Origin of the sequence: Microbispora sp. H13382, assembly GCF_014161445.1 — a bacterium.
GTDB lineage: Bacteria > Actinomycetota > Actinomycetes > Streptosporangiales > Streptosporangiaceae > Microbispora.
Genome location: NZ_JABBXA010000004.1, coordinates 83607 through 105635 on the forward strand (window position 1 = coordinate 83607; position 22029 = coordinate 105635).

At 72.2% G+C, this 22029-nt stretch carries 14 protein-coding genes and 1 pseudogene; 5 read left to right on the forward strand and 10 right to left on the reverse strand.

Annotation, left to right across the window (positions count from 1 at the left end):
• Positions 1-68: 68 nt before the first annotated feature.
• From HHX41_RS10215 to HHX41_RS10230, 4 genes and pseudogenes are all read right to left on the reverse strand, one after another.
• A pseudogene (locus tag HHX41_RS10215) lies at positions 69-2045 on the reverse strand (acetyl/propionyl/methylcrotonyl-CoA carboxylase subunit alpha); the annotation flags it as partial.
• 67 nt (positions 2046-2112) lie between these two features.
• Complete coding sequence (locus HHX41_RS10220) at positions 2113-3711, reverse strand: acyl-CoA carboxylase subunit beta (protein ID WP_182905756.1); 1599 nt, start codon at positions 3709-3711, stop codon at positions 2113-2115.
• Between the two features lie 165 nt (positions 3712-3876).
• Positions 3877-5715, reverse strand: a complete 1839-nt coding sequence (locus HHX41_RS39635) for a protein kinase domain-containing protein (protein ID WP_310741907.1) — start codon at positions 5713-5715, stop codon at positions 3877-3879.
• Between the two features lie 54 nt (positions 5716-5769).
• Positions 5770-7122, reverse strand: a complete 1353-nt coding sequence (locus HHX41_RS10230; RefSeq protein ID WP_310741908.1) for an FAD-linked oxidase C-terminal domain-containing protein — start codon at positions 7120-7122, stop codon at positions 5770-5772.
• A 155-nt stretch (positions 7123-7277) separates the two neighbouring features.
• Between HHX41_RS10230 and HHX41_RS10235 the strand changes: the two genes are divergently transcribed.
• The 3 genes from HHX41_RS10235 to HHX41_RS10245 all read left to right on the forward strand — a co-directional run bounded on the left by HHX41_RS10235 (position 7278) and on the right by HHX41_RS10245 (position 12185).
• A complete protein-coding gene (locus HHX41_RS10235) occupies positions 7278-8183 on the forward strand; it encodes an RNA-guided endonuclease TnpB family protein (protein ID WP_182905757.1) in 906 nt (301 codons plus the stop codon).
• 213 nt (positions 8184-8396) lie between these two features.
• A complete protein-coding gene (locus HHX41_RS10240; RefSeq protein WP_182905758.1) occupies positions 8397-11153 on the forward strand; it encodes an immune inhibitor A domain-containing protein in 2757 nt (918 codons plus the stop codon).
• A 102-nt stretch (positions 11154-11255) separates the two neighbouring features.
• Positions 11256-12185 carry a diacylglycerol kinase family protein gene (locus tag HHX41_RS10245; protein WP_169980548.1) on the forward strand — a complete coding sequence of 310 codons (930 nt, stop codon included), beginning with the start codon at positions 11256-11258 and terminating at the stop codon, positions 12183-12185.
• A gap of 60 nt (positions 12186-12245) precedes the next feature.
• On the opposite strand, the gene HHX41_RS10250 is transcribed toward HHX41_RS10245, so the two are convergent.
• The 3 genes from HHX41_RS10250 to HHX41_RS10260 form a co-directional block, all read right to left on the reverse strand.
• Entirely contained in the window at positions 12246-13121 is an 876-nt protein-coding gene (locus HHX41_RS10250) for an SWIM zinc finger family protein (protein ID WP_182905759.1), read from the reverse strand.
• Positions 13121-16213 (reverse strand): DEAD/DEAH box helicase, encoded by a 3093-nt coding sequence (locus HHX41_RS10255; RefSeq protein WP_182905760.1) that lies wholly within the window; start codon positions 16211-16213, stop codon positions 13121-13123. The genes HHX41_RS10250 and HHX41_RS10255 overlap by 1 nt, the downstream gene beginning before the upstream one ends.
• A 224-nt stretch (positions 16214-16437) precedes the next feature.
• Positions 16438-17088 carry a TetR/AcrR family transcriptional regulator gene (locus HHX41_RS10260; protein WP_182905761.1) on the reverse strand — a complete coding sequence of 217 codons (651 nt, stop codon included), beginning with the start codon at positions 17086-17088 and terminating at the stop codon, positions 16438-16440.
• A gap of 83 nt (positions 17089-17171) precedes the next feature.
• On the opposite strand from HHX41_RS10260, the gene HHX41_RS10265 reads away from it, so the two are divergent.
• Positions 17172-18308 carry an FAD-dependent monooxygenase gene (locus tag HHX41_RS10265; RefSeq protein ID WP_182905762.1) on the forward strand — a complete coding sequence of 379 codons (1137 nt, stop codon included), beginning with the start codon at positions 17172-17174 and terminating at the stop codon, positions 18306-18308.
• Positions 18309-18377: 69 nt separating this feature from the next.
• On the opposite strand, the gene HHX41_RS10270 is transcribed toward HHX41_RS10265, so the two are convergent.
• From HHX41_RS10270 to HHX41_RS10280, 3 genes are read right to left on the reverse strand one after another with little or no spacing between them, the layout of a single operon-like run.
• Entirely contained in the window at positions 18378-19130 is a 753-nt protein-coding gene (locus HHX41_RS10270; RefSeq protein ID WP_310741909.1) for an FAD:protein FMN transferase, read from the reverse strand.
• Positions 19127-19753 (reverse strand): FMN-binding protein, encoded by a 627-nt coding sequence (locus tag HHX41_RS10275; RefSeq protein ID WP_182905763.1) that lies wholly within the window; start codon positions 19751-19753, stop codon positions 19127-19129. The genes HHX41_RS10270 and HHX41_RS10275 overlap by 4 nt, the downstream gene beginning before the upstream one ends.
• A gap of 21 nt (positions 19754-19774) precedes the next feature.
• Positions 19775-21148: a ferredoxin reductase family protein gene (locus tag HHX41_RS10280; protein WP_310741910.1), complete on the reverse strand. Its 1374-nt coding sequence runs from the start codon at positions 21146-21148 to the stop codon at positions 19775-19777.
• 149 nt (positions 21149-21297) lie between these two features.
• On the opposite strand from HHX41_RS10280, the gene HHX41_RS10285 reads away from it, so the two are divergent.
• Entirely contained in the window at positions 21298-22026 is a 729-nt protein-coding gene (locus HHX41_RS10285) for a response regulator transcription factor (protein WP_310741911.1), read from the forward strand.
• The last annotated feature ends 3 nt before the right edge of the window (positions 22027-22029 follow it).

A 22029-nucleotide genomic window follows, 5' to 3' on the forward strand; every position in this document is an offset into this window, starting at 1 on the left:
TCTGGGCCGGTCTGCGCGCCCGGCCCTTCCGGGTGCGGGCCGCCGCCGGGATTCCCCGGGGGCGACGGCTCGATCACGGCGAGCGGCACGCCCGCCTCGATCTGCGCGCCCGGCGTCACGTGCAGGGCCGTCACCGTGCCCGAGGCGGGGGACACGACCAGATGCTCCATCTTCATCGCCTCCAGCACGACCACCGGCTGCCCGGCCTCGACCACGTCGCCGGGCTTGACCTCGACACGCAGGACCGTACCCGGCATCGGGGCGGGCAGTGCCCCCGGCGTGACGTGCGCGGCCGGTTCGGGCAGCCGCTCGACCGGGGTGAGCCGCACGGGACCGAGCGCGGAGTCGACGTACACGAGCCGCCGGTCGTCGGGGCCCGGATATGCGGCCACCGCGAAGGTGTGCCGCAGGCCCGCCGTCTCCAGCACCACCTGTCCGGGGTCCGCCGCCACGAGCGTGACGGCCTCGAAACCCTCGGCCCGCAGCCCGTCCCTGGTCAGCCGGTAGGCGATCTCCAGGCGTCCGCCGTCCTCGGTGCCGAACGCCGTGCGCTGCGGCTGGGAGGGGACGTTGCGCCAGCCGCTCGGCAGCCCGCCCAGCACCCCGTCACGCCGGGCGGCCGCGCGGCCCGCCGCCGCCCCGGCGAGCGCCGCCGCGAGCGCGGACAGCCGTACGGCCTCGGGACCGGCGAGCGACGCCGGAACGGGGTGCCGCTCGAGAAACCCGGTGTCGAGCGCCCCGGACAGGAAGTCCGGGTGCCGCAGCACTCCCACGAGCAGGTCGCGGTTGGTCGCCGGCCCGTGGATCCGCGCCCCGGCGAGCGCGCTCGCCAGCCGCCGGGCCGCCTCCGCCCGGTCCCGGCCGTACGAGACGACCTTGGCCAGCATCGGGTCGTAGTGGACGCCCACCTCGGTGCCGGAGACCACCCCGGAGTCGAGCCGCAGCCGCGCCCCGAGACCGAACTCTCCGTCCACGCCGGGAATCTCGAAGCGGTGCAGCACGCCGCTGCGCGGGCGGCCCTCGGAGTCCTCCGCGTACAGGCGGGCCTCGATGGCGTGCCCGACCGGGCTCGGCGGCAGCGCGGCGAGGTGGGCGCCCTCGGCCACCTCGATCTGCAGCCGGACCAGGTCGACCCCGTAGACGCACTCGGTGACCGGGTGCTCCACCTGGAGGCGGGTGTTCATCTCCAGGAAGAAGAACCCCTCGTCCGACAGCAGGAACTCGACCGTGCCCGCGCCCTGGTAGCCGATCGCGCGGGCGGCCCGGATCGCCGCCTCGCTCAGTTCGCGCCGCAGTTCGGGACCGACGGCGGGGGAGGGCGCCTCCTCGATCACCTTCTGGTGGCGGCGCTGGATCGAGCACTCGCGCTCGCCGAGCGCCCAGACCGTGCCGTGGGCGTCGGCGAGGATCTGCACCTCGATGTGGCGGGCGCCTTCCACCAGGGGCTCGGCGAACAGCGTCCCGTCGCCGAACGCCGACAGCGCCTCCCGCCGGGCCGACTCGACGGCCCCGGCCAGATCGGCCGGGTCGCGCACCACCCGCATGCCGCGCCCGCCGCCGCCCGCCGACGCCTTGACCAGCACGGGGGCCGCGATCTGCGTTTCGGTCATCTGCGTTTCGATCATGTGGGGCGGAGCGTCCGGGGACAGCGGGATGGTCGGCAGGACCGGCACCCCGGCCTCCGCCATCAGCGCCTTGGCCTCGATCTTCTTGCCCATCGCGGCGACGGCCTCGGGGGAGGGGCCGATCCAGGTCAGCCCGGCGTCCAGCACGGCCCGGGCGAAGCCGGCGTTCTCCGACAGGAAGCCGTACCCGGGGTGGACCGCGTCGGCTCCCGACCTGCGGGCCGCCTCGACGACGCGCTCCGGGTCGAGGTACGCCGACGGGCCGCCCAGCCGTACGGCCCGGTCGGCCTCGGCGACGTGCGGGGCGGATGCGTCGGCGTCGGTGAAGACGGCGACGGTCTCGATGCCCAGTTCCCGGCAGGTGCGGAAGACCCGCCGGGCGATCTCCCCGCGGTTCGCGACCAGCAGCCGCCCGATCATGACCCTTCACCCCCGCCGATCCGCATGAGCCCGCTGCCGGTAAGAACGGTGTCGATGCGCATGCCGGTCACATCCGGAAGACGCCGTAGCCGGCCCGGCCGGCGTCGGGTGCCCCCGCGACCGCCGACAGGCACAGCCCGAGCACCGTACGGGTGTCCCGGGGGTCGATGACCCCGTCGTCGTACAGCCGCCCGGACAGGAAGAACGCCGCCGACTCCGACTCGATCTGCGCCTCGACCGCCGCGCGCATCGCCGCGTCGGCCTCCTCGTCGTAGATCTGCCCCCGCGCCTGCGCGGCGGCCCGTCCCACGATCGACATCACGCCCGCGAGCTGGGCCGGTCCCATGACGGCCGACTTCGCGCTCGGCCAGCTGAACAGGAAGCGGGGGTCGTAGGCCCGCCCGCACATGCCGTAGTTGCCCGCGCCGTAGGAGGCGCCCATGATGATCGTGATGTGCGGCACGGTCGAGTTGGCCACCGCGTTGATCATCAGCGCGCCGTGCTTGATGATGCCGCTCTGCTCGTACTCCCTGCCGACCATGTACCCCGTGGTGTTCTGCAGGAAGACGAGCGGTGTACGCGACTGGTTCGCGAGCTGGATGAACTGGGCGGCCTTCTGGGACTCCTCCCCGAAGAGCACACCCCGGGCGTTGGCGAGGACCCCGACCGGGTGGCCGTGGACGCTCGCCCATCCGGTGACCAGGCTCGGCCCGTAGAGGGGCTTGAACTCGTCGAAGTCGCTGCCGTCCACCACCCGGGCCAGGACCTCGCGGGGGTCGAAGGGGACCTTCAGGTCCTTAGGCACGATCCCCAGCAGCTCGTCCTCGTCGTACAGCGGGGCCGGGTAGCCGGCCGCGGGAGCGTTCCCCGCCTTGCGCCAGTTGAGCCGCCGCACGATGCGACGGCCGATCCGCAGCGCGTCGTACTCGTCGGCGGCGAGGTGATCGGCCAGGCCGGAGGCCCGCGCGTGCATCTCCGCGCCGCCCAGCGACTCGTCGTCGGACTCCTCGCCGGTAGCCATCTTCACCAGGGGCGGGCCGCCGAGGAACACCTTGGCCCGCTCCCGCACCATCACGACGTGGTCGCTCAGGCCCGGCACGTACGCGCCGCCCGCGGTGGCGTTGCCGAAGACCAGCGCGATCGTCGGGACGCCGGCGGCCGACAGCCGGGTCAGGTCGCGGAACACCTGGCCGCCGGGGATGAAGATGTCCTTCTGCGAGGGCAGGTCCGCGCCGCCCGACTCCACCAGGTTCACGTACGGCATGCGGTTGCGCAGCGCGATCTCGGCGGCGCGCAGGGTCTTGCGCAGCGTCCAGGGGTTGGACGCGCCGCCGCGCACGGTCGGGTCGCTGGCCGTGACGACGCACTCGACGCCCTCGATCACCCCGATGCCGGTCACGACGCTCGCGCCGACGGGATATTCGGTGCCCCAGGCCGCCAACGGGGACAACTCCAGGAACGGCGAGTCGGGGTCGACGAGCAGTTCGATCCGCTCGCGGGGCAGCAGCTTGCCGCGCTCCCGGTGCCGCTCGACGTACTTCGGCCCGCCTCCGGCGACGGCCTTGGCGTGCTCGGCCTCGAGCTCGGCGAGCTTCGCCAGCATGGCCTCGCGCCGCGCGCCGTACTCGCCGCTGGAGGGGTCCAGCCGGCTCACGAGCACCGTCATGGCATCACCGAACCGAATTCTGTCACGCGATGATCCTCCTGGTGACCCGTCGCCGCGTCAACGAGCCGGGCCCGGCCTCCCGTCCCGGCCGATCGTCAACCCCCGATTGTCAACCACTGATTCTCAACCACTGGTTCTCAGCCACCGATTTTCAACCACCGATTTTCAACCACAGTGCGACCATGAGCTGCTCCAGGCGGCGGTGCCGTAGCCGCCGCCCCAGATGACGCACTTGGCCTTGGCGGGCAGCCGGATCGGCCCGGCATAGACCGTGTAGCTGCCGGAGTCGGTCTTCGACGACCCGCCCTGGACCTTCAGCACCGCGGTCATCTTGATCTTGCTCGAAATGACGTACTTCGACAGGGTGATCACGCAGTTGTAGCCGTTGGCGGCGTTGTAGAGCAGATACGTCGTCGCCTGCCCATAGGAATGCGAGTCGACGACGCGGTACCCGCTGCCGCACACGCCCGTGGCCGTGTAGGGGTTGGCCTTGGGCGCCGCGGTCTTCGTCGGGGTGGCGGTCGCGCTGGGTTTGGGGGCCGTGGTGGCCCTCGTCGGCGTCGGGGTCGCCTTGGTCGGCGCGGGGGTGGCCTTCGCGGGCGGAGGAGTGACCTCGGCGGCACCGGTGGGCTTGGTGGCGGCGGTGGGCTTGGCCTGGGCCGGACCCTTGGAAGGCGACGGCTGCGCCTGACGGGTGCGCGTGGGGGAGACGGCCGGCTTCGCGCTCGGCTGGAGCCGTCGTGCCGAGGGGCTCGGTGAGGGCTTGCCGGATTTGCGCCCGGTGGGGGTGACCAGCTCGGACGGCTGCGGGATGGGCATATCCACGTCCTGGGTCGACGTCACCGTGGGCGACGCGGCGGGGCCGAGGGCGTCCTCGGAGGAGATCTGCTTGGCGGACACCCACGTCGGCACGAGGAAGGCCGCCGCCGCGAGGGCCGACACCCCGACCCCGGCCACCGCCCATGTCAGCACCGGCCGCCGCGGCCTCGTCCCGCCGGTGCCGGACCGGCGCGGTACGGGCGGAACCGCCGCCCCCGCACCCCCCGGCCCCGATGGGGGTAGGTGCGATCCCGGTGCGTGGGGTCCCGGTGCGTGGGGTCCCGGTATGTGGGGGCCTGGTGCTTGAGGTCCCGGTGTGTGAGGTCCGGGTGTCGCGGCCTGCGGTGGGGGCGGCTGCGGCGCGGCGGCGGGCCGTACGGGCGCGGTGGGCTGTCCGGTGAGCCGCGCGACGACGTCCTCGGCCGAGGGACGCAGGGCGGGGTTCTTCGACAGGCAGGCGGCCACGATGTCCCGCAGGGGCATCGTGAGATCGCCCAGGTCGGGCTGCGCGTGCAGGATCCGCGTGATCACCGAGGGGATCGTGTCCGCGCCGAAGGCGGGCCTGCCGGTGGCGGCGAACACCATCGTGACGCCCCAGGCGAACATGTCGGCCGCGGCGCCCGCCGTGCCGCCCGAGAGCACCTCGGGGGCCAGGTAGGCGGGCGTTCCGATGGACGCGCCGGTCGCGGTGGCCTGCGGCGAGTCGGGCGCCCTGGCCACGCCGAAGTCGATGACGACCGGGCCCTCGGGGCCCATCAGGACGTTGGCCGGCTTGAAGTCGCGGTGGGTGATCCCCGCCCGGTGGATGGCGGCCAGGGCCGTCGCCGTGCTGATGGCGAGCCGTTCGAGCGCGGCCCCCCGGCGCGGTCCCTCCCGGTCCACGAGCTGCCGCAGCGACGGCCCGGACACGAACTCGCTGACGATGAACGGCTGGTTGCCGGCGAGGTCGGCGTACAGGACGGGGGCCGTGCAGAACGGCGCCACCCGCTGCGCGAGCGCGACCTCGCGCAGGAACCGCTCCCGAGCCTCCGGATCGGCCGTCAGCCGGGTGTGCAGCAACTTGACCGCGACCTGCTCGCCCGCCGGGCCCCGGCCGAGGAAGACGACCCCCTGGCCGCCCTCGCCGATCCGGTCGACAAGAGTGAACGGGCCCAGGCGTGCCGGATCACCAGCCTCTAACGCCACTATTGCCCCCGATTACCACTAAAACCTCACAATGGAGGCAAACGCTACCAGCGGTCAGATGGCTTTACCGGGGTTGAGGATGTTCAGTGGATCGAACACCTGCTTGATGCCCTGGTGAAGTTCGGCGGCCACCGGACCGGTCTCCAATTCGAGCCAGCGCTTCTTCAGCAGGCCGACGCCGTGCTCGCCGGTCAGCGTCCCGCCGAGATCGAGCGCGGCGCGGAAGACCTCGTCGGCCGCGGCCCAGACCTCCGCCGGGGGCTCGGTCAGGCCGCGGTCGAACACGAACACCGGGTGGACGTTGCCGTCCCCCGCGTGCGCGACCGTCGCGATCATCACGTTGTGCCGGGCCGCGACCTCCTCGATCGTGGTGATCATGTCGGGGAGCGCCGAGCGGGGCACGCACACGTCCTCCACCAGGCACTGGCCCAGCCGCTCCTTGGCCTGGTAGGCCAGGCGCCTGACGCCGATGAGCTCGGCCGCCTCCTCCGGGGTGGACGAGACCGCCACGAACGAGGCGGCCGCGCACAGGTCCGCCATCCGGGCCGCCGTCTCGTCCGGCGGGCCCTCGGCCTGGGCGATGAGCATCGCCCTGGTGGACGGCTCGAGCCCGATGTTCTTCCAGTCGTCGATGGCCTTCAGGGTCGTGCGGTCCATCAGTTCGAGCAGCGACGGCTGGCAGCCCGCGGCGACGATCGCCGCCACGGCCGCGGCGGCGTCGCGCAGCGAGGTGAACTCGGCGGCGACCGTGGCCGTCTCGCCCGGCGCCCGCCGCAGCCGCAGCGTCGCGGCGGTGATCACGCCGAGTGTCCCCTCCGACCCCACGAACAGGCCGGTCAGGTCATAGCCGGTCACGCCCTTCATCGTGCGGCGGCCGGTGGTGAGCACGCGGCCGTCGGCCAGCACGACCTCGAGTCCGAGCGTGGAGTCGCGGGTCACGCCGTACTTCACGCACCGCAGGCCGCCCGCGTTCGTCGCCAGGTTGCCGCCGATGGTCGAGATCTCGTACGACGAGGGGTCGGGGGCGTACATCAGGCCGTGCTCGCGGGCCGCCCGGTCGAGGTCGGCGGTGATGACGCCGGGCTCCACGACCGCGATCTCGTCCTGCGGCGACAGCTCGCGGATCGCGGTCATCCGTGCGAGTGACAGGACGACGCAGCCGTCGACGGCGGTCGCCCCGCCGGCGAGCCCGGTGCCCGCGCCGCGCGGGACCACCGGCACGCGGTGCTCGCTCGCCCAGCGCATCGTGGCCACGACGTCGTCGCGCGACTCCGCCAGGACCACCCCGAGAGGCGTGCCCGGCGGCACGAACGTGCGGTCCCCGGCGTACGACCCGGTGACGTCGGGATCGGTGAGGACACGCCCGTCCGGCAGGGCCGCGGCGAGCGCGGAGGTCAGCTCGTTCACCGAACCCTCCGGAGGAAGCCCGGCCCTTCAGGGCCTGGAGGAATCCGGGCCCCACAAGGGCTGTCCCGGCGAAGCCGGGACAGCCCAGAGCACGAAGCGCTCATGTCTTTCTCCTTTCGCTCACCGGTCAGGCAAGTGGATGGCAAAATGCGAACATGCGTACGGCGTACAGGGTGCGGGCCTATCCCACCGCCGAACAAGCCGCGGCGCTGAACCGCACCTTCGGCTGCGTACGCCTGGTCTGGAACACCGTCCTGGCGTGGCGGCAGGCCCGCTACCGCGCCGAGGGCGTGAAGACCTCCTACGCGCAGACCGACCGGTACCTGACCGAGCTCAAACGCGACGGCGGCCACGACTTCCTGTACGAGGTCTCCAGCGTCCCCCTGCAGCAGGCGCTGCGGCACCAGCACAAGGCGTTCGCGAACTTCTTCGCCGGACGCGCCAAACACCCGCGGTTCAAGATTCCCAACCCGCGCCATCTGGAGCGCAAGGCCAAAAACCTGGCCCGCTACCAGCGCAGGATGGCCCGCAAGCAGCGCGGCAGCAACAACCGGGCGAAGGCCAGGGCGAAGGTCGCCCGCGCCCACACCAAAGTGCGGGACGCCCGCGCAGACTTCCTGCACCGCACCTCCGCCCGGCTGGTCCGCGACCACGACCTGATCGTGCTCGAAGACCTCAACGTGCGCGGCATGGTTCGCAACCGGTCCCTGGCGCGGGTGATCTCCGACTGCGGGTGGGGCGAGTTCCGCCGCCAACTCGAATACAAAACCCAGCGGTACGGGCGGCGCCTGGTCGTGATCGACCGCTGGTATCCCAGCTCGAAGACGTGCAGCGCGTGCGGGCACCTGCTCCCCGCACTGCCGCTTTCCACCCGGCACTGGATGTGCCCGGGATGCGGCACCCGGAACGACCGGGACGTCAACGCCGCCAAGAACATCCTGGCCGCTGGTCGAGCGGTGTCCGCCTGTGGAGCTGACGTAAGTCACTCCGGGTCCTCCCGGATGCGGTCGGCCGTGAAACAGGAAGCCCAGCCCGCGAGGGCGGGAGTCCCCCGCCTGTAGGCGGGGGGGAAGTCAAGTCTGGACTTTACGGCACGGTTCGGTATCGGGTCTCATCCGGAATTATTAACGGTTTTCGGTACAGATCACATTTTGACAACCATACCGGCTGCCTCTTTACCCTCCCTTTACCCCCTCGTTTAAGGTCCCGCATGCGCGCTCATCCCGGCGCGCCGTGCATGGGTGTCCGGGGAACCCGGACGGGAAGGGATCTCGTTGTCCAGAGGAATCCGGCGTCTCGCCGCGATCGTGCCCGCGCTCGGGCTGGCGGCAGGAGGTCTGGCTGCGGCCGGTGCGGCTGCGGCGCCCACGGCGGGCTATCAGCCCTCCGCCAAGGACCACTACATCAACTACGCGCCGCCGCGTGTGCAGGGCGACTTCACCACCACCGAGGAGAAGGTCCCCGCCAGGGGTGCCAAACGGACGGCCGCTCTCGCGCGGGCCGTCGACCACAAGTTCGCGAGCGGTAACCCGGTCGCGGCGCGTGTGCTGGCCAAGCACGAGAAGCAGGCGATCAGCACCGGGAAGAACCCCTTCGACTTCATCTACAAGAAGGCGAAGACGACCCGCACCGCCAAGCTGCTCACGCTGCTGGTCGAGTTCAACGACCAGGCCAACGACGACTTCTCGGGCTGGTCGCACCCGAGGTCGATCAACGACGTCGACGACTGCGTCACCGAGCCGCCCGGCACGAAGCTGAACGGGCCACTGCACAACACGATCCCCAACCCCGCGACCGCCGCAGGCGGGGGCAAGGACAACAACTCGATGTGGGTGGCGGACTTCAACACCGCCCATTACAACGACATGCTCTACAGCTCGAAGGGGATCACGACCCGGGTCCGTCCGGACCTGAAGGATCCCCGGGACGGCAAGAAGGGCATCGACATCTCCGGCTACACCATGAAGAACATGTACGAGGAGATGTCGAAGGGCGCCTACACCGTCACCGGTGAGGCCGTCGGCTGGCTCAAGGTGCCGCACTCCGAGGCGTGGTACGGCGCGGGCAAGTGCCACACGTACCCGCAGGACATGACCGGCCACCCGGACAACCCGCGCGGCGCCGCCCAGCTCGCGGTCGACGCGGTCGACGCGCTCGTGAAGTCGAACCCGAACTTCCCGTGGGCGGACTACGACGTCGAGGACGTCTCCGACGCCGACGGCGACGGCAACTTCGACGAGCCCGACGGCGTCATCGACCACCTCGTGCTGATCCACGCCGGTGAGGACAAGTCGGGCGGCGGTGGCAACGAGGGCACGATGGCCCTGTGGGCCCACTCCAGCGACGTGGCCGGCGGTTACACGATCCCGGGCACCGGCATCAAGATCTCCAACTACATCCTCCAGCCGGAGGACTCCGGCGTGGGCGTGTTCGCCCACGAGTACGGCCACGACCTCGGCCTGCCGGACCTGTACGACACCACCGGCGCCGGCGACTCCGACGTCGACTTCTGGGACCTGATGTCGAGCGGCTCGCACTCCGGGCCGATCTTCCAGTCGATGCCGACGCACATGGGCCTGTGGGACAAGTGGGTGCTCGGCTGGGCCAACCCGAAGGTCGTCGAGCAGGGCGGCAACACCCAGCTCGTCGCGGTCGGCCAGACCTCGCGCACGCCGAAGGGCACCGAGGACGGCGTCCGGATCAACCTGCCGGACAAGTTGAACGTCATGTCCACCCCGCACAGCGGGTCGAACCTGTGGTGGTCCAACAGCGACCAGGACTGGGCCGACAACAAGCTGGCCAGGACCGTCGACGTCCCGGCCGGGTCGGACGTGAAGTTCCGGTGGTGGAGCGACTGGGACATCGAGGCCGACTGGGACTTCGGCTTCGTCGAGGTCTCCGCCGACGGCGGCGCCACCTGGGCCGAGCAGAAGGTCTTCAACGAGGACGGCAGCCTCGCCAGCACCGGTGACGACTACACCGACCCCAACGGCCGCCTGAAGGACTACGGCGGCAAGAAGTACGGCGTCACCGGGGTCAGCGCCGGCTGGCAGCACCTGTACGTCGACCTGGCGCCGTTCGCCGGGAAGTCCGTCCAGATCCGCCTGCGCATCGCTACCGACGCGGCGTCCGTGCACCGCGGCTGGTTCAACGACGACTTCTCGCTGACCAACGGCGCCACCGCGGTCTGGTCCGACGACGTCGAGGGCGGCGCCAACGGCTGGACGGCCACCAAGGGCACGTTCACCGACACCACCGGCGCGGGCTGGATCATCCACTCCGGCCAGGAGCAGGCGGCGCAGTACTACCTGGCCGAGTGGCGCAACTTCGACGGGTTCGACAAGGGCCTGCAGTACGCCTACGACACGACCTGGCTGCGCGACGGCGCCTGGAAGGTCGAGAAGGTCAAGTACAACGCCCCCGGCCTGCTCATCTGGTACCGCGACACCGCCCGCGGCAACAACGACGTCGCGGGCACCGCGTTCGACATGCCGTCGGTGGGCCCGAAGGGCGAGCTCCTCATCGTGGACTCGCACTTCGACCCGCTGCGCCGTACGGGCACGGCGGCGGAGAAGGACCCGAGCGTCCTGAAGAACCTCCCGTCCCGCCCGCAGTCGTCCAACGCGGCGTTCAACTTCGTCGGCACCTACCCGTTCAAGGAGTGCGTCGAGGGCGAGCCGTTCAAGGAGTACTGCACCTCGTTCGGCAAGCAGCCCGCGGTGACCGCGTTCACGGACGCCAAGGGCTGGTACCCCGGCCTGGAGGTCCGTGACGACACTCTGTACTTCCGCCAGCGTGACTCCTCGGCCGTCGTCCCGTCCAAGGGCAACCAGCCGTACACGACGAGGATCGTCCACGCGGACGGCACTCCGGCGAAGGAGCTGTACGGCACCGACCTGGGTGACGGCATCGTTCTCGGCACCGGCAACCCCGGCGACGAGGGCAAGCAGCTCGGCGTGCAGATCTCGCTGATCAGCCCGCTGCCGTCGGACCTGGGCGCGCTCGTCAAGATCACGCCCGCCAAGAAGTAACACCGCCTCCCGGCGGTCCTCGTGCCCGGCCGCCGTCCGTCACCGGACGGCCGCCGGGCACACTCATGCGCGCCCGCGCCCGCAGGCCCCTAGCATGTGAGCGTGCGGAGCAAGGCGGATCACACGGCTGCCATCCACCGGGAGCGGCGGGCCGCCGTCGTCGTGAACACGAAATCCCGGCGAGGCCGCCGCCGCTACGCGGAGGTGGTGCGGCTGCTGCGGGACCGGGACTTCCGGCTCACCGGCGTCCACCCGGTCACCGATCCGTCCCGGCTGCGCGACGTCATCACCCGGGCGCTCGAACCGCAGCCCGACCTGCTCGTGGTCGGCGGCGGCGACGGCACGCTGAGCAGCTCGGTCAAGCACGTGGCCGGCCGCGACGTCGCCCTCGGCGTGCTGCCGCTGGGCACGACCAACAACTTCGCCCGCAGTCTCGGGCTGCCGCTCGACCTCGCCGGGGCGGTCGGCGTGTTCACCGAGGGCAAGGTGGCCGACATCGATCTCGGCGTCTGCGGCGACCGGCCCTTCGCCAACCTCGCGAGCTTCGGCGTCTCGGTCGAGGTCGCGGGCACGGTCAAGCCGTGGCTCAAGCGGATGCTCGGCCGGGCGGCCTATCCGCTGACCGCGCTCACGATCCTGCCCGGGCACCGGCCGTTCCGCGCCTACATCACCGTGGACGGCAAACGGCACGAGCTGCTGACCCACCAGCTCAACATCGCCAACGGCCGCTTCCACGGCGGGTGGCAGATCGCCAGGGACGTCAGCATCGACAACCGCAAGCTGGTGGCCTACCAGCTCGGCTCGGGCAAGCGGCTGCGCCTGCTCGGGGAGACGCTCGTACGGGCGACCACCGGCAGGTGGACCAGCCTCGCGGGCGGGCCGTTCGTCACCGGGCAGGAGATGCTGCTGGAGACCGACCCGCCCATGGCCGCCGACATCGACGGCGAGGTGCGGCTGCGCACCCCGCTCGTGCTCAGGACCATCCCGAACGGCGTCCGCGTGATGGTCCCGCAGAGCTTCGAGGACACCTGATCGCCGCCGGGGTCATGTCCCGTGATCTCTCCGGCCCACTGCGGTCGCTACGGCAGAAGATCACGAGACACTCCCCTCGGCCTCCTCGTTCTCCCCGGCCGCGAAGGCCCGGTACGCCGGCCGCAGCAGGTCGAGGAGCGGGATGTGTCTGGCCTTGACCTTCGGCGGGTCCAGCGCGCGCAGCAGCAGGTCGGGGTGCCCCTCGGGGCCGGGCGGCGGGCCGAGGCGAGCCGCTGAGGCGCCCGGCTCGTAGAAGTCGCCGAGACGCTCGGCGAACGGGACGTCGGCCACGTCGAGAAGCCCCGGCGGCCCGGCATCGCCCGCGGTCGCGGCCCCGGCCTCGCCGCCGCTCCGGCGCAGCGCGTCGAGCAGCGCTTCCCTGGCCATGCCCCGCCAGGCCAGCACCCGGAACGGGTCGTCGTCGAACGCCTCGGCCAGCAGGTACAGCACCGCCGACAGGTGCTTGCACGGGAAGCCCCAGTCGGGACAGGTGCAGTCCATGTCCAGTCCGCGCTCGCCGGGGAACAGCGGCAGCCCGCACCCGGCGAAGACGTCCTCGATCTCCGGCGGCATCTCCCCGGCGAGCAACTTGGCCCGGTGGAGGGCCTGCGCGGCCAGCGCCTCGATCAGCCCCGCCCACTCCCGCTCGCCGTACGCCGTGATGCGCACGCTCACGTCGTACGGCTTCGGGCGCGACCCCTGCACCCTGGCCTTCGCCAGCCCGGGACCGAGGTCGAGGTCGAGCACCTGGCCGCGCCGGGCGTACGCACGGCCCCGGCTCAGCCTGCCCGGGTCGCAGACGCGTTCCAGGATGTCGATGAACCGCCGCGACCACCACTGCTCGCCGATGGACCCGCGCTTCGAGCGCGCCTTGATGCCGCCCTCGACCCTGATGGGCCGCGCGGCCTCGAACCACCCGTCCCTGCCGACCGGCATCAGCTCACCGCCTCGGGCGACAGGCGGAACAGCTCGCGCAGCTCCGCCGTGGACAGCTCGGCGATCCAGTCCTCGCCCGTCCCGACGACGCTCTCGGCCAGGGCCTTCTTGCGCTCGATCATCTCGTCGATCCGCTCCTCCAGCGTGCCCGTGCAGATGAACTTCCTGACCTGCACGTTCCTGGTCTGCCCGATGCGGAACGCCCGGTCGGTCGCCTGGTCCTCCACCGCCGGGTTCCACCACCGGTCCACGTGGACCACGTGGTTCGCCGCGGTCAGGTTGAGCCCGGTGCCCGCGGCTTTGAGCGACAACAGGAAGATCATCGGCTCGTCCTCGGTCTGGAACCGCTCCACCAGCGCGTCGCGCGCCTTCTTCGGCAGCCCGCCGTGCAGCCACAGCACCGGGTGGTCGAGATGCGCCGCCAGGTAGGGCTGCAGCATCGAGCCGAACTCGGCGTACTGCGTGAAGATCAGTGCCTTGTCGCCCTCGCTGAGGAGCTCCTCGGCCAGCTCCTCCAGCCGGGCCAGCTTCCCCGAGCGGCCCGCCAGCCGGGAGCCGTCCTTGAGCAGGTGGGCCGGGTGGTTGCAGACCTGTTTGAGCTTGGCCATCGCGGCCAGGACGTTGCCGCGCCGCTCGATGCCCTCGCTGCCGGAGATCTTGCCGATCATGTCCTCGACCACCGCCTGGTAGAGGCTGGCCTGCTCCGGCGTGAGCGTGCACCAGACCTTCATCTCCAGCTTGTCCGGCAGGTCGGAGATGATCGTCTTGTCGGTCTTGAGCCGCCGCAGGACGAAGGGGCCGGTGGCCCGTTTGAGCGCGGCGGTCGCGGTCTCGTCGCCGTGCCGTTCGATCGGCTCCTGGTAGCGGTCGCGGAAGGCCCGGGCCGACCCGAGCAGGCCGGGGTTGCAGAACTCCATGATCGACCACAGCTCGGCCAGGTGGTTCTCCACCGGAGTGCCGGTCAGCGCAAGCCTCGTCCGCGCCGGGAGCGAACGCACCGCCTGGGCCTGCCTGGCCGCGGCGTTCTTGATGGCCTGGGCCTCGTCGCAGACGACCCTGGCCCAGGTGAACCCGGCGAGGGCGTCGCGGTCCCGCAGGGCCGTGCCGTACGTCGTGAGGACGAGGTCGGCCCCGGCGACCCGCCCGGCCAGCTCCTCGCCGCGCAGGCGGCCGGCGCCGTGGTGGAGGTAGACGTCCAGCGACGGCGCGAAGCGGGCGGCCTCCTTCTGCCAGTTGGTGAGCAGCGACATCGGGCACACCAGCAGCGTCGCCCCGACGCGCTCGCCCGACTCGCGCTCTTTTGTGAGGAGTGACAGCGTCTGGGCGGTTTTGCCCAAGCCCATGTCGTCCGCAAGGATGCCGCCGAGTCCGATTTGGGACATGAAGTCGAGCCAGGCCAGGCCGCGCTCCTGGTAGGGCCGCAACGTGCCGTGGAAGGCGGCCGGGGTCGCGACGGGTTCCAGACGGCGGTCGGCCTCGCCGGACAGCAGATCGCCGAGCAGTCCGTCGGCGTCCACCTCGACGAGCGGCAGCTCGTCGTCCCCGCCGTGGACGACCTGCTGGATGACCTCGCCGACCGTCATCTGCCCCGACCCGCGTCGCTCCACCGCCTTCAGCGCCGCCCCGAGCTGCCGGGCGTCCAGCTCGACCCACTGCCCCCGCAGCCGGACCAGCGGCACTTTCAGCCGGGCCAGCTCGGCCAGCTCCTCCTCGCTGATCGTCTCGTCGCCGACGGCGAGCTCGGCCGTGAAGTCGACGAGCTGTGCCAGCCCGAACCCCTGGCCGGCGGCCGCGCCGGGCCCGGAGCGGGACCGGGCGGTGAGCTTCAGGCCGAGCCGGGTGCGGCCGGCCCACGAGGGCAGCTGCACGCCGAACCCGGCCGACTGCAGCAGCGGCGCGGCGTGGCGGAGGAAGTGGAAGGCTCCCGCGGCGTCCAGGCCCACGTGCGCCGGCCGGGCCTCCCGCAGCGCGTCATCGATCTTCGAGTACAGGCGGGCCGCCCGGCCCAGGCCCGCGAGCAGCGTCTCGTCCGGGCGCCCGGGCAGGCCGGGCATGGTCTCGCCCGCCCAGACGAGGGGAGCGGGCAGGTACAGGCTCGGATCCTCGGCCGACTGGAGGGCGAACTCCACCTGCCAGGTTCCGGCGTCCGGTGCCTCCTGTCCGGGGTGCTCCTCGGCCAGGAGAGGCTCGACGAGACGGAAGCACACCTTGACCGGGCCGTCGAGCTGGTGAGCGGCCCTGAACCAGTCCTCCAGCGGCCGGGCCAGCGTCTCCGCCTCCTGGTCGCTCACTCCGGGAAGGGCCGCCGTGTCCCCGGTGAGCGCCACCGTCCAGCGGTCGGCCAGGGGACCGCGCCGCCCGGGACGGTGCCCGCCCAGCAGGCGCTCCGGCAGCGCCTGCCGTACGGCGGCGTCGGCCAGGCCCGCCACCGCCTCGATCAGCACGTGGGACGAGGGCCGCTCCTCGGCCACGGCCCGGCAGACCGGCGGCATGGCGGCGGCCAGCTCCCGGAAGCGCGCGGCGTGGGGGCCGGTCAGGACGGGCCGCCAGCGCGCGGCGTAGCCGCCGTCCTCGGTGACGAGCTGGGGCAGCACCCGGCCGTGCCGCACCAGGTTACGGGCGTGGGCGGCGACGAGCGCGAGATAACGTACGGACGGCCCGGGGAGAATGTCGGCGAGACGATCCTCCGGCTCCGGCGACTCCGTCGAAGGGCCTGCCGCCTCGTAAGCCTCCGGTCTGCCGAGCGTGGTCAGCAGGCGCATCGCCGCGCCCGTGTCGACCAGCAGCGCGGGCACCCGCCACGGCCTGATCCCGGCCCGGCGCGCGGTGATCCGCAGGCCTGTCTCCGGGGAAGGGAGGGGACTCGTCGCCGAACTCGGCAGCAGCAGCACGGCTTCGCCGGACACGGCCTTGCCCGCCGCCTCGGCCGCCGCGTCCCCCCAGCACGGCAGTGCGGCGGCGAGGGCGCTCGCCGGGGCGGCGAAGGGGTGGGGCCGAACCTTGGCCCGGGAGGCGCTCGGCCCGGCGCCGGCGGAGTTCTCCGCCCAGAGTACGAGCCGTCCGCCGTCCCAGGCCGCGTGAATCACGAGCACGCCGTCTCCTCCCGCCACCTCGGAACGCTAGCAGCGGTTCCGGAGACTTCGGACCGGGTGTCGTCAGCCGTCCGGCCAGGCCCGCGCAGCAGGTCCACGGCCTCTTTCCTCCGCATTCCGGCCGCCTCGGACTCGGCTGTGGATCACCTCGGCCCGTGTCCGACCGTACGAGGACCCGCGTCGCCTGGAGCCGCGGGTGACCGAGAGATGCCAGTGGCCGAGCGTCACTCGGCGGGCGGGAGCCGTACGGCGGTGTAGTGGCGCAGGTCGTCCTCGTCGAGCGGAGTTCCGGGGAGGGGCGACCCCGCGTCGGCGCGCAGGCCGTCCAGCACGATCTCCACCACGCGTCCCATGGCCTGCTCGCTGTGCATGCCCGGCGGCGTGTACACGTTCAGGGTCATCAACAGGGCGACGTCGCCGGGGCCGATGTCGGTGCGCAGCGCACCGTCCGCCTGTGCCCGTTCGATCATCCGCAGGACGGCGGCGATCACTCGCTGCCGCATCTCGTGCAGGTCCGGGCCGACGCGCATCCGCTGGTGCAGGTGCGGTTCGAGCTTCGCCGGCAGCACGCCCAGCCGCAGTGCCACCGAGCCGCGCAGGAAACGGCACAACGCGTGCCAGGCGTCCGGCTCATCGCGGCAGGCCGTCTCCGCCAGGTCCGCGAGCCGGCGCAGGCTCTCCTCGCCGACCGCCCGGAGGAGCGCGTCCCGATCGGGAAAGCGGCGGTAGAGCGTGCCGACGCCCACGCCGGCCCGGCGGGCGACCTCCTCCAGCGGCACGTCGACGCCCTGCTCCAGGAACAGCTCCCGGGCCGCGGCGACGATCAGGTCCCGGTTGCGGCGCGCGTCGGCGCGCAGCCCCTTCTCCACTGCCACCTCGCGAAGGATCTGGACGATTTTCCTCCGGTTAGGATACCGTCGTTTATGCGGAGGAAAATCTTCCGGTTAGGGGGTACGGCATGGCCACAGCGCTGATCTCGGGGGCCGGGATCGCGGGTCCGACGCTGGCCTACTGGCTGGCCAGGCACGGATTCCGGGTCACGGTCGTGGAACGTGGGGGAGAGCCCAGGTCCAGCGGCAACCCGGTGGACGTCAGAGGGCCGGCCGTCGCGGTCGCGGAACGAATGGGCGTCATGCCCCGGCTGCGCCGGGCCGCCACCGGCACGACGGGGGTCAGCTTCGTCGACGCGGCCGGCAGGCGGGTCGGCCGGATGGACATGCGCGCCGTGCAACGGCCGGACGAGGTCGAGGTGCCGCGCGGCGACCTCGCGTCGATCCTCTACGAGGCGAGCCGCGACCACGCCGAGTTCCTCTTCGACGACTCCATCACGGCGCTCGGCCAGGACGAGCACGGGGTGGAGGTCGCCTTCGAGCACGCCGCTCCCCGCCGCTTCGACCTGGTGGTCGGAGCCGACGGCCTGCACTCGGTGACGCGGCGCCTGACGTTCGGGCAAGAGGGTGATCTCGTGCGCCACATGGGCCTGTACGTCGCGACGACACCGCTCGCCGACGGGGCGGCCGGAGCGGGCCGGGACATCCTCATGCACAACACGCCCGGTAAGGCGATCGCCGTCAATCCGCGGCCCGCGGGCGCGTTCTTCCTCTACCGCAGCCCGGCCGCGCCGGAGTTCGACCACCGCGACACCGAGCAGCACAGGCGGATGCTGGTCGAAGCCTTCGCGGACGTGTCCTGGCGGGCGCCGGAACTGCTCGGACACGTAAGCACCGCCGGCGACCTCTACTTCGACTCCGTCAGCCAGGTGCGCCTGCCGCGGTGGTGGAAGGGCCGCGTCGCTCTCCTCGGCGACGCCGCGTCCTGCGTGTCGCTGTTCGGGGACGGTTCCACCCTGGCCATGGCGGGGGCGTTCACCCTCGCCGAGGCGCTGGCCGCCCACTCCGGCCATCCCGCGGCCGCCTTCCGGCGCTACGAGGCGGCGCACCGGCGCCTGGTGGACCCCAAGCAGCGCAACGTCGCTCAGGCGTCGGCACTTCTGGTCCCCGCGACGCGAGGCGGCATCCTCGCCAGGAACCTGGCCACCCGCCTGTGGCCCGTCGTGGCCGCCACCACGCGGCTCAAGCACGCTCTCGCGTGGTGAGCGAGGGCGTCGTGCCGGTGGCGGACTCGGCCGGCCGCGCGGGTCCGGCGCCGGCCGCAGGTCGTCCCCTCAGAGGCCGGACGTGTGCCAGGTGGCGCCGGCGGCGGTGACGGCGAAGGCCTCGTAGCCGTCCAGTCCCTCCACCCACTCCCTGGCCGCGCCGCCCATGGCGAGGGCTCCGGTGGCGTACGCGTCGGCGAGGGCGAGGTCCGGGCCGATGACCGTCACCGAGGCAAGCTCGGTCGCGGGCCGGCCGGTGTGGGGGTCGAGGACGTGCGCCCCGCGCTCGGCCGTGCCCGAGGTCGCCACCGCGAGATCGTGGCCCGACACCACGGCGGCGAGGTCCCCCGGGCGGAGCGGGTGGGCGACGCCGACCCGCCAGGTACGGCCGGGGGCCGCCGCGCCGGACAGCCGCACGTCTCCGCCGCCGTTCACGCAGTGGTCGGGCAGGCCCGCCTCACGCAGGATGACGGAGGCCCGGTCGACCGCCCAGCCTTTGACGATGGCCGAGGGGTCGAGGCGGCCTCCGGGACAGGCGGTGAAGTAGCCGTGGGACAGGCGGCTCACCGATTCGCACATGCGGAGGATGTCCGCCACCTCCGGCGGGCAGTCGGCCAGGGTGATCTCGCCCCGGCCCAGCCGGCTCACCGGGCTGCCGGGCTTGTAGGTCGAGAACACCGCGTCGACGTGGTGCAGCCAGGCCACCGCCTCCGCCAGGGCCGCCGCGACCCGCGGCCCGGCCTCGTCGTCGTGGCGCCCGTCGTCGTGGCGTACGTCGAAGGAGAACACGGTGCCCATCACGTGCTCGACGTGGCGTGTCACAGGCCCGCCTTGTCGAGCGCGCTCTGCAGGGAGCGGATGTAGCCGTCGCTGGTGTAGGTGGCGCCGGAGACCGTGTCGATCTGGGCGGACCGCGCCGACAGCGCCTCCTCGTTCAGGATCGGCAGGGCCTCGTTGTTGATCCTGATGTCGCGGTGGTTGTTCGCCGGGGCGTCGAGCACCTTGACGCCCGCCATCTTCCCGGCGGAGATCACGATCGCCACCTGCACCGGTCCCCAGCGGGTGTCGGCGGAGTCGCCGGTGACGGTCTTCTCACCGCTGGTGGCACCCGCGGTGGCGCCCGGCCCGGTCCAGGAACCCGTGAGATCGGCGGCACCGGAGGCACCGGAGGAACCGGCGGCACCCGAGGAGCCCCCGCCCAAGCGGTCCCCGTCCCCGTCGTCGAACTCGTCGTGGTCGTCGTCATCGTGGCCGTCGTCGTGGTCGCGGTCACGGCCGAGGGAGCCGTCGCCGGGGCCCTCCCCACGCCCGCCCGTCGCTCCGGCGTCGCCCTGGGTGACGGCGGCGGGGCGCTGGGCCAGCGCCGTCATCTCGTGGGGCTTGAACGACAGCAGCAGCACGAGACCGACGGCGGTCGCGAGCACGGCCAGTATGGCTCTGCGCATGGAACTTCCAATCCGGGATGGTCAGAACTCGAACGACTCGTGATGGATGCGGCGGTGCGGCACTCCGGCGGCCCGCAGCGCCGTGATGACGGCCCGCGTCATCTCGGCCGGCCCGCAGACGTACACCTCGTGGCCGGGCAGGTCCGCCACCAGCCCGGTGAGCGCCGCGGGCGTGAACGGGTCGCCGACGGCGGTCCGGGCGCCGACGCAGTAGTGCAGGGTCGCGCCGCGGGCCGCGGCGATCTCCTCGAGCTCTCGGCGGAAGACGAGGTCGTCGGTGCTGCGCGCGCGGTAGAGGAGGGTCAGGTCGCCGGGGGCGGCGGGCGCCGACTCGAACAGCGCGCGCAGCGGGGTGATGCCGACGCCGCCCGCGACGAGCAGCACCTTGCGCGCCCGGCGGGCCCGCACGGTGAGCGCGCCGTACGGCCCCTCGGCGACCACCCGGGTGCCGGGCCGCAGGCGGGTCAGAGAGCGGCTCTGGTCGCCCAGGTCCTTCACCGTGATCCGCAGCTCGCCCGTCCCGGGCGGGGCGGACAGCGAGTACGGGTTGGGGGACCACCACAGGTCCCTGGTGAGGAACCGCCAGCGGAAGAACTGGCCGGGTTCGGCCCGCAGCCGGTCCAGGCGCCGCCCGGTCACGTACACGGAGACGACCCCGGGGGTCTCCGGCACCACCCGGGAGACCCTCAGCCGGTGCCGTACGGCCAGCCGCAGGGGAGTGAGGAAGCGGTACCACACGATCAGCGCCGCGACACCGAGGTAGAGGACGTACCAGGAGGTGCGGGCGAGCGGGGCCACGGCGAACTCCGCGCCCGTGGCGAGCTGGTGCCCGAAGGCCAGCCACGCGGCCAGGTAGGTGTAGAAGTGCAGGTGGAACCATGTCTCGTAGCGCAGCTTCGGCCGGATCCTGCGGGCGGAGACGACGCCGACGCCCACCAGGAGCAGCAGCGCGACGGTGGCCTTCAGCACGTCGGGATAGGTGAGGTTCAGCGTGACCGTCTCGCTCACCACGTCGGTGCGGTCGGTCAGCGCGTAGCCCCAGATGGTCAGCAGCGTGTGCGCGACGGCCAGTCCGACGACGTAGCGGCCGCCCGTCGAGTGCCACCGGGCGAGCCGGTCGGAGCCGACGCCGCGCTCCAGCGCGGGCACCCGGGCCATCAGCGCCAGCAGCACGGCGATCGCGTACCCGGCGAGCAGCCCGGTGACGCGGCCGGCGTTCGTCAGCCAGTCGTCCGGCCCCGCCACGCCGGGCGTGTTCGCCCACCACATGCCGACGACCGCGACCGCGCCCGCGGCGATGAGCGCCAGGACGGCCTCGGGGCGGGCGCGTACGCGCCGCCGTGGCGCCTGCACGTGTCCGGTATTCACCGCTGCGTCCGGGAGAGTGGTCGTCACCGATTCCTCCTCTTCGTCATCACCCGGCACACCGTGCCAACCGAACCTCTTGTTTTCCTATGAACAGGGGCATCTGCGGATCATTCATAGGATTCTCTGAGGTAGCTCACAGAGCACGCCCGGTGAGCGGGGAGGACGCTTGACCCATCATGCGTAAGACTTCGAACGACCAGCCCGGTCTGGTCCGCCCCGATGGGAACCCCGTACGCGTCCTCGTGGTCGACGACGAACCGGACCTCGTCGAGGTCCTCGGCGCGGTGCTGAAATACGAGGGCTGGGAGGTGCGCACGGCGGGCGACGGGACGTCGGCGGTGAAGGAGGCACGGGAGTTCCAGCCCGACGCGGTGCTGCTGGACATCATGCTGCCCGACTTCGACGGGCTTGAGGTGCTGCGCCGCCTGCGTGCCGAGGCCCCGGACGTGTGCGTGCTGTTCCTGACCGCGCGCGACGCGGTGGAGGACCGCATCGCGGGCATCACCGCGGGCGGGGACGACTACGTGACCAAGCCGTTCAGCCTGGAGGAGGTGCTCGCCCGGCTGCGCGGGCTGCTGCGCCGCGCCGGCATGGCGCGCAGCGCCGAGGGCGACCGGCTGGTGGTGGGCGACCTGATGATGGACGAGGACGCCCGCGAGGTGACGCGCGACGGGGAGCTGGTCGAGCTCACGCCGACCGAGTTCGAGCTGCTGCGCTTCCTCATGCGCAACCCCCGGCGCGTGCTGAGCAAGGCGCAGATCCTCGACCGCGTCTGGTCCTACGACTTCGGCGGGCAGGCGCACGTGGTCGAGCTGTACATCAGCTACCTGCGCAAGAAGATCGACGCCGGCCGGCGGCCGCTGATCCACACGGTGCGGGGCGTGGGATACGTCCTGCGGCCGTGACGG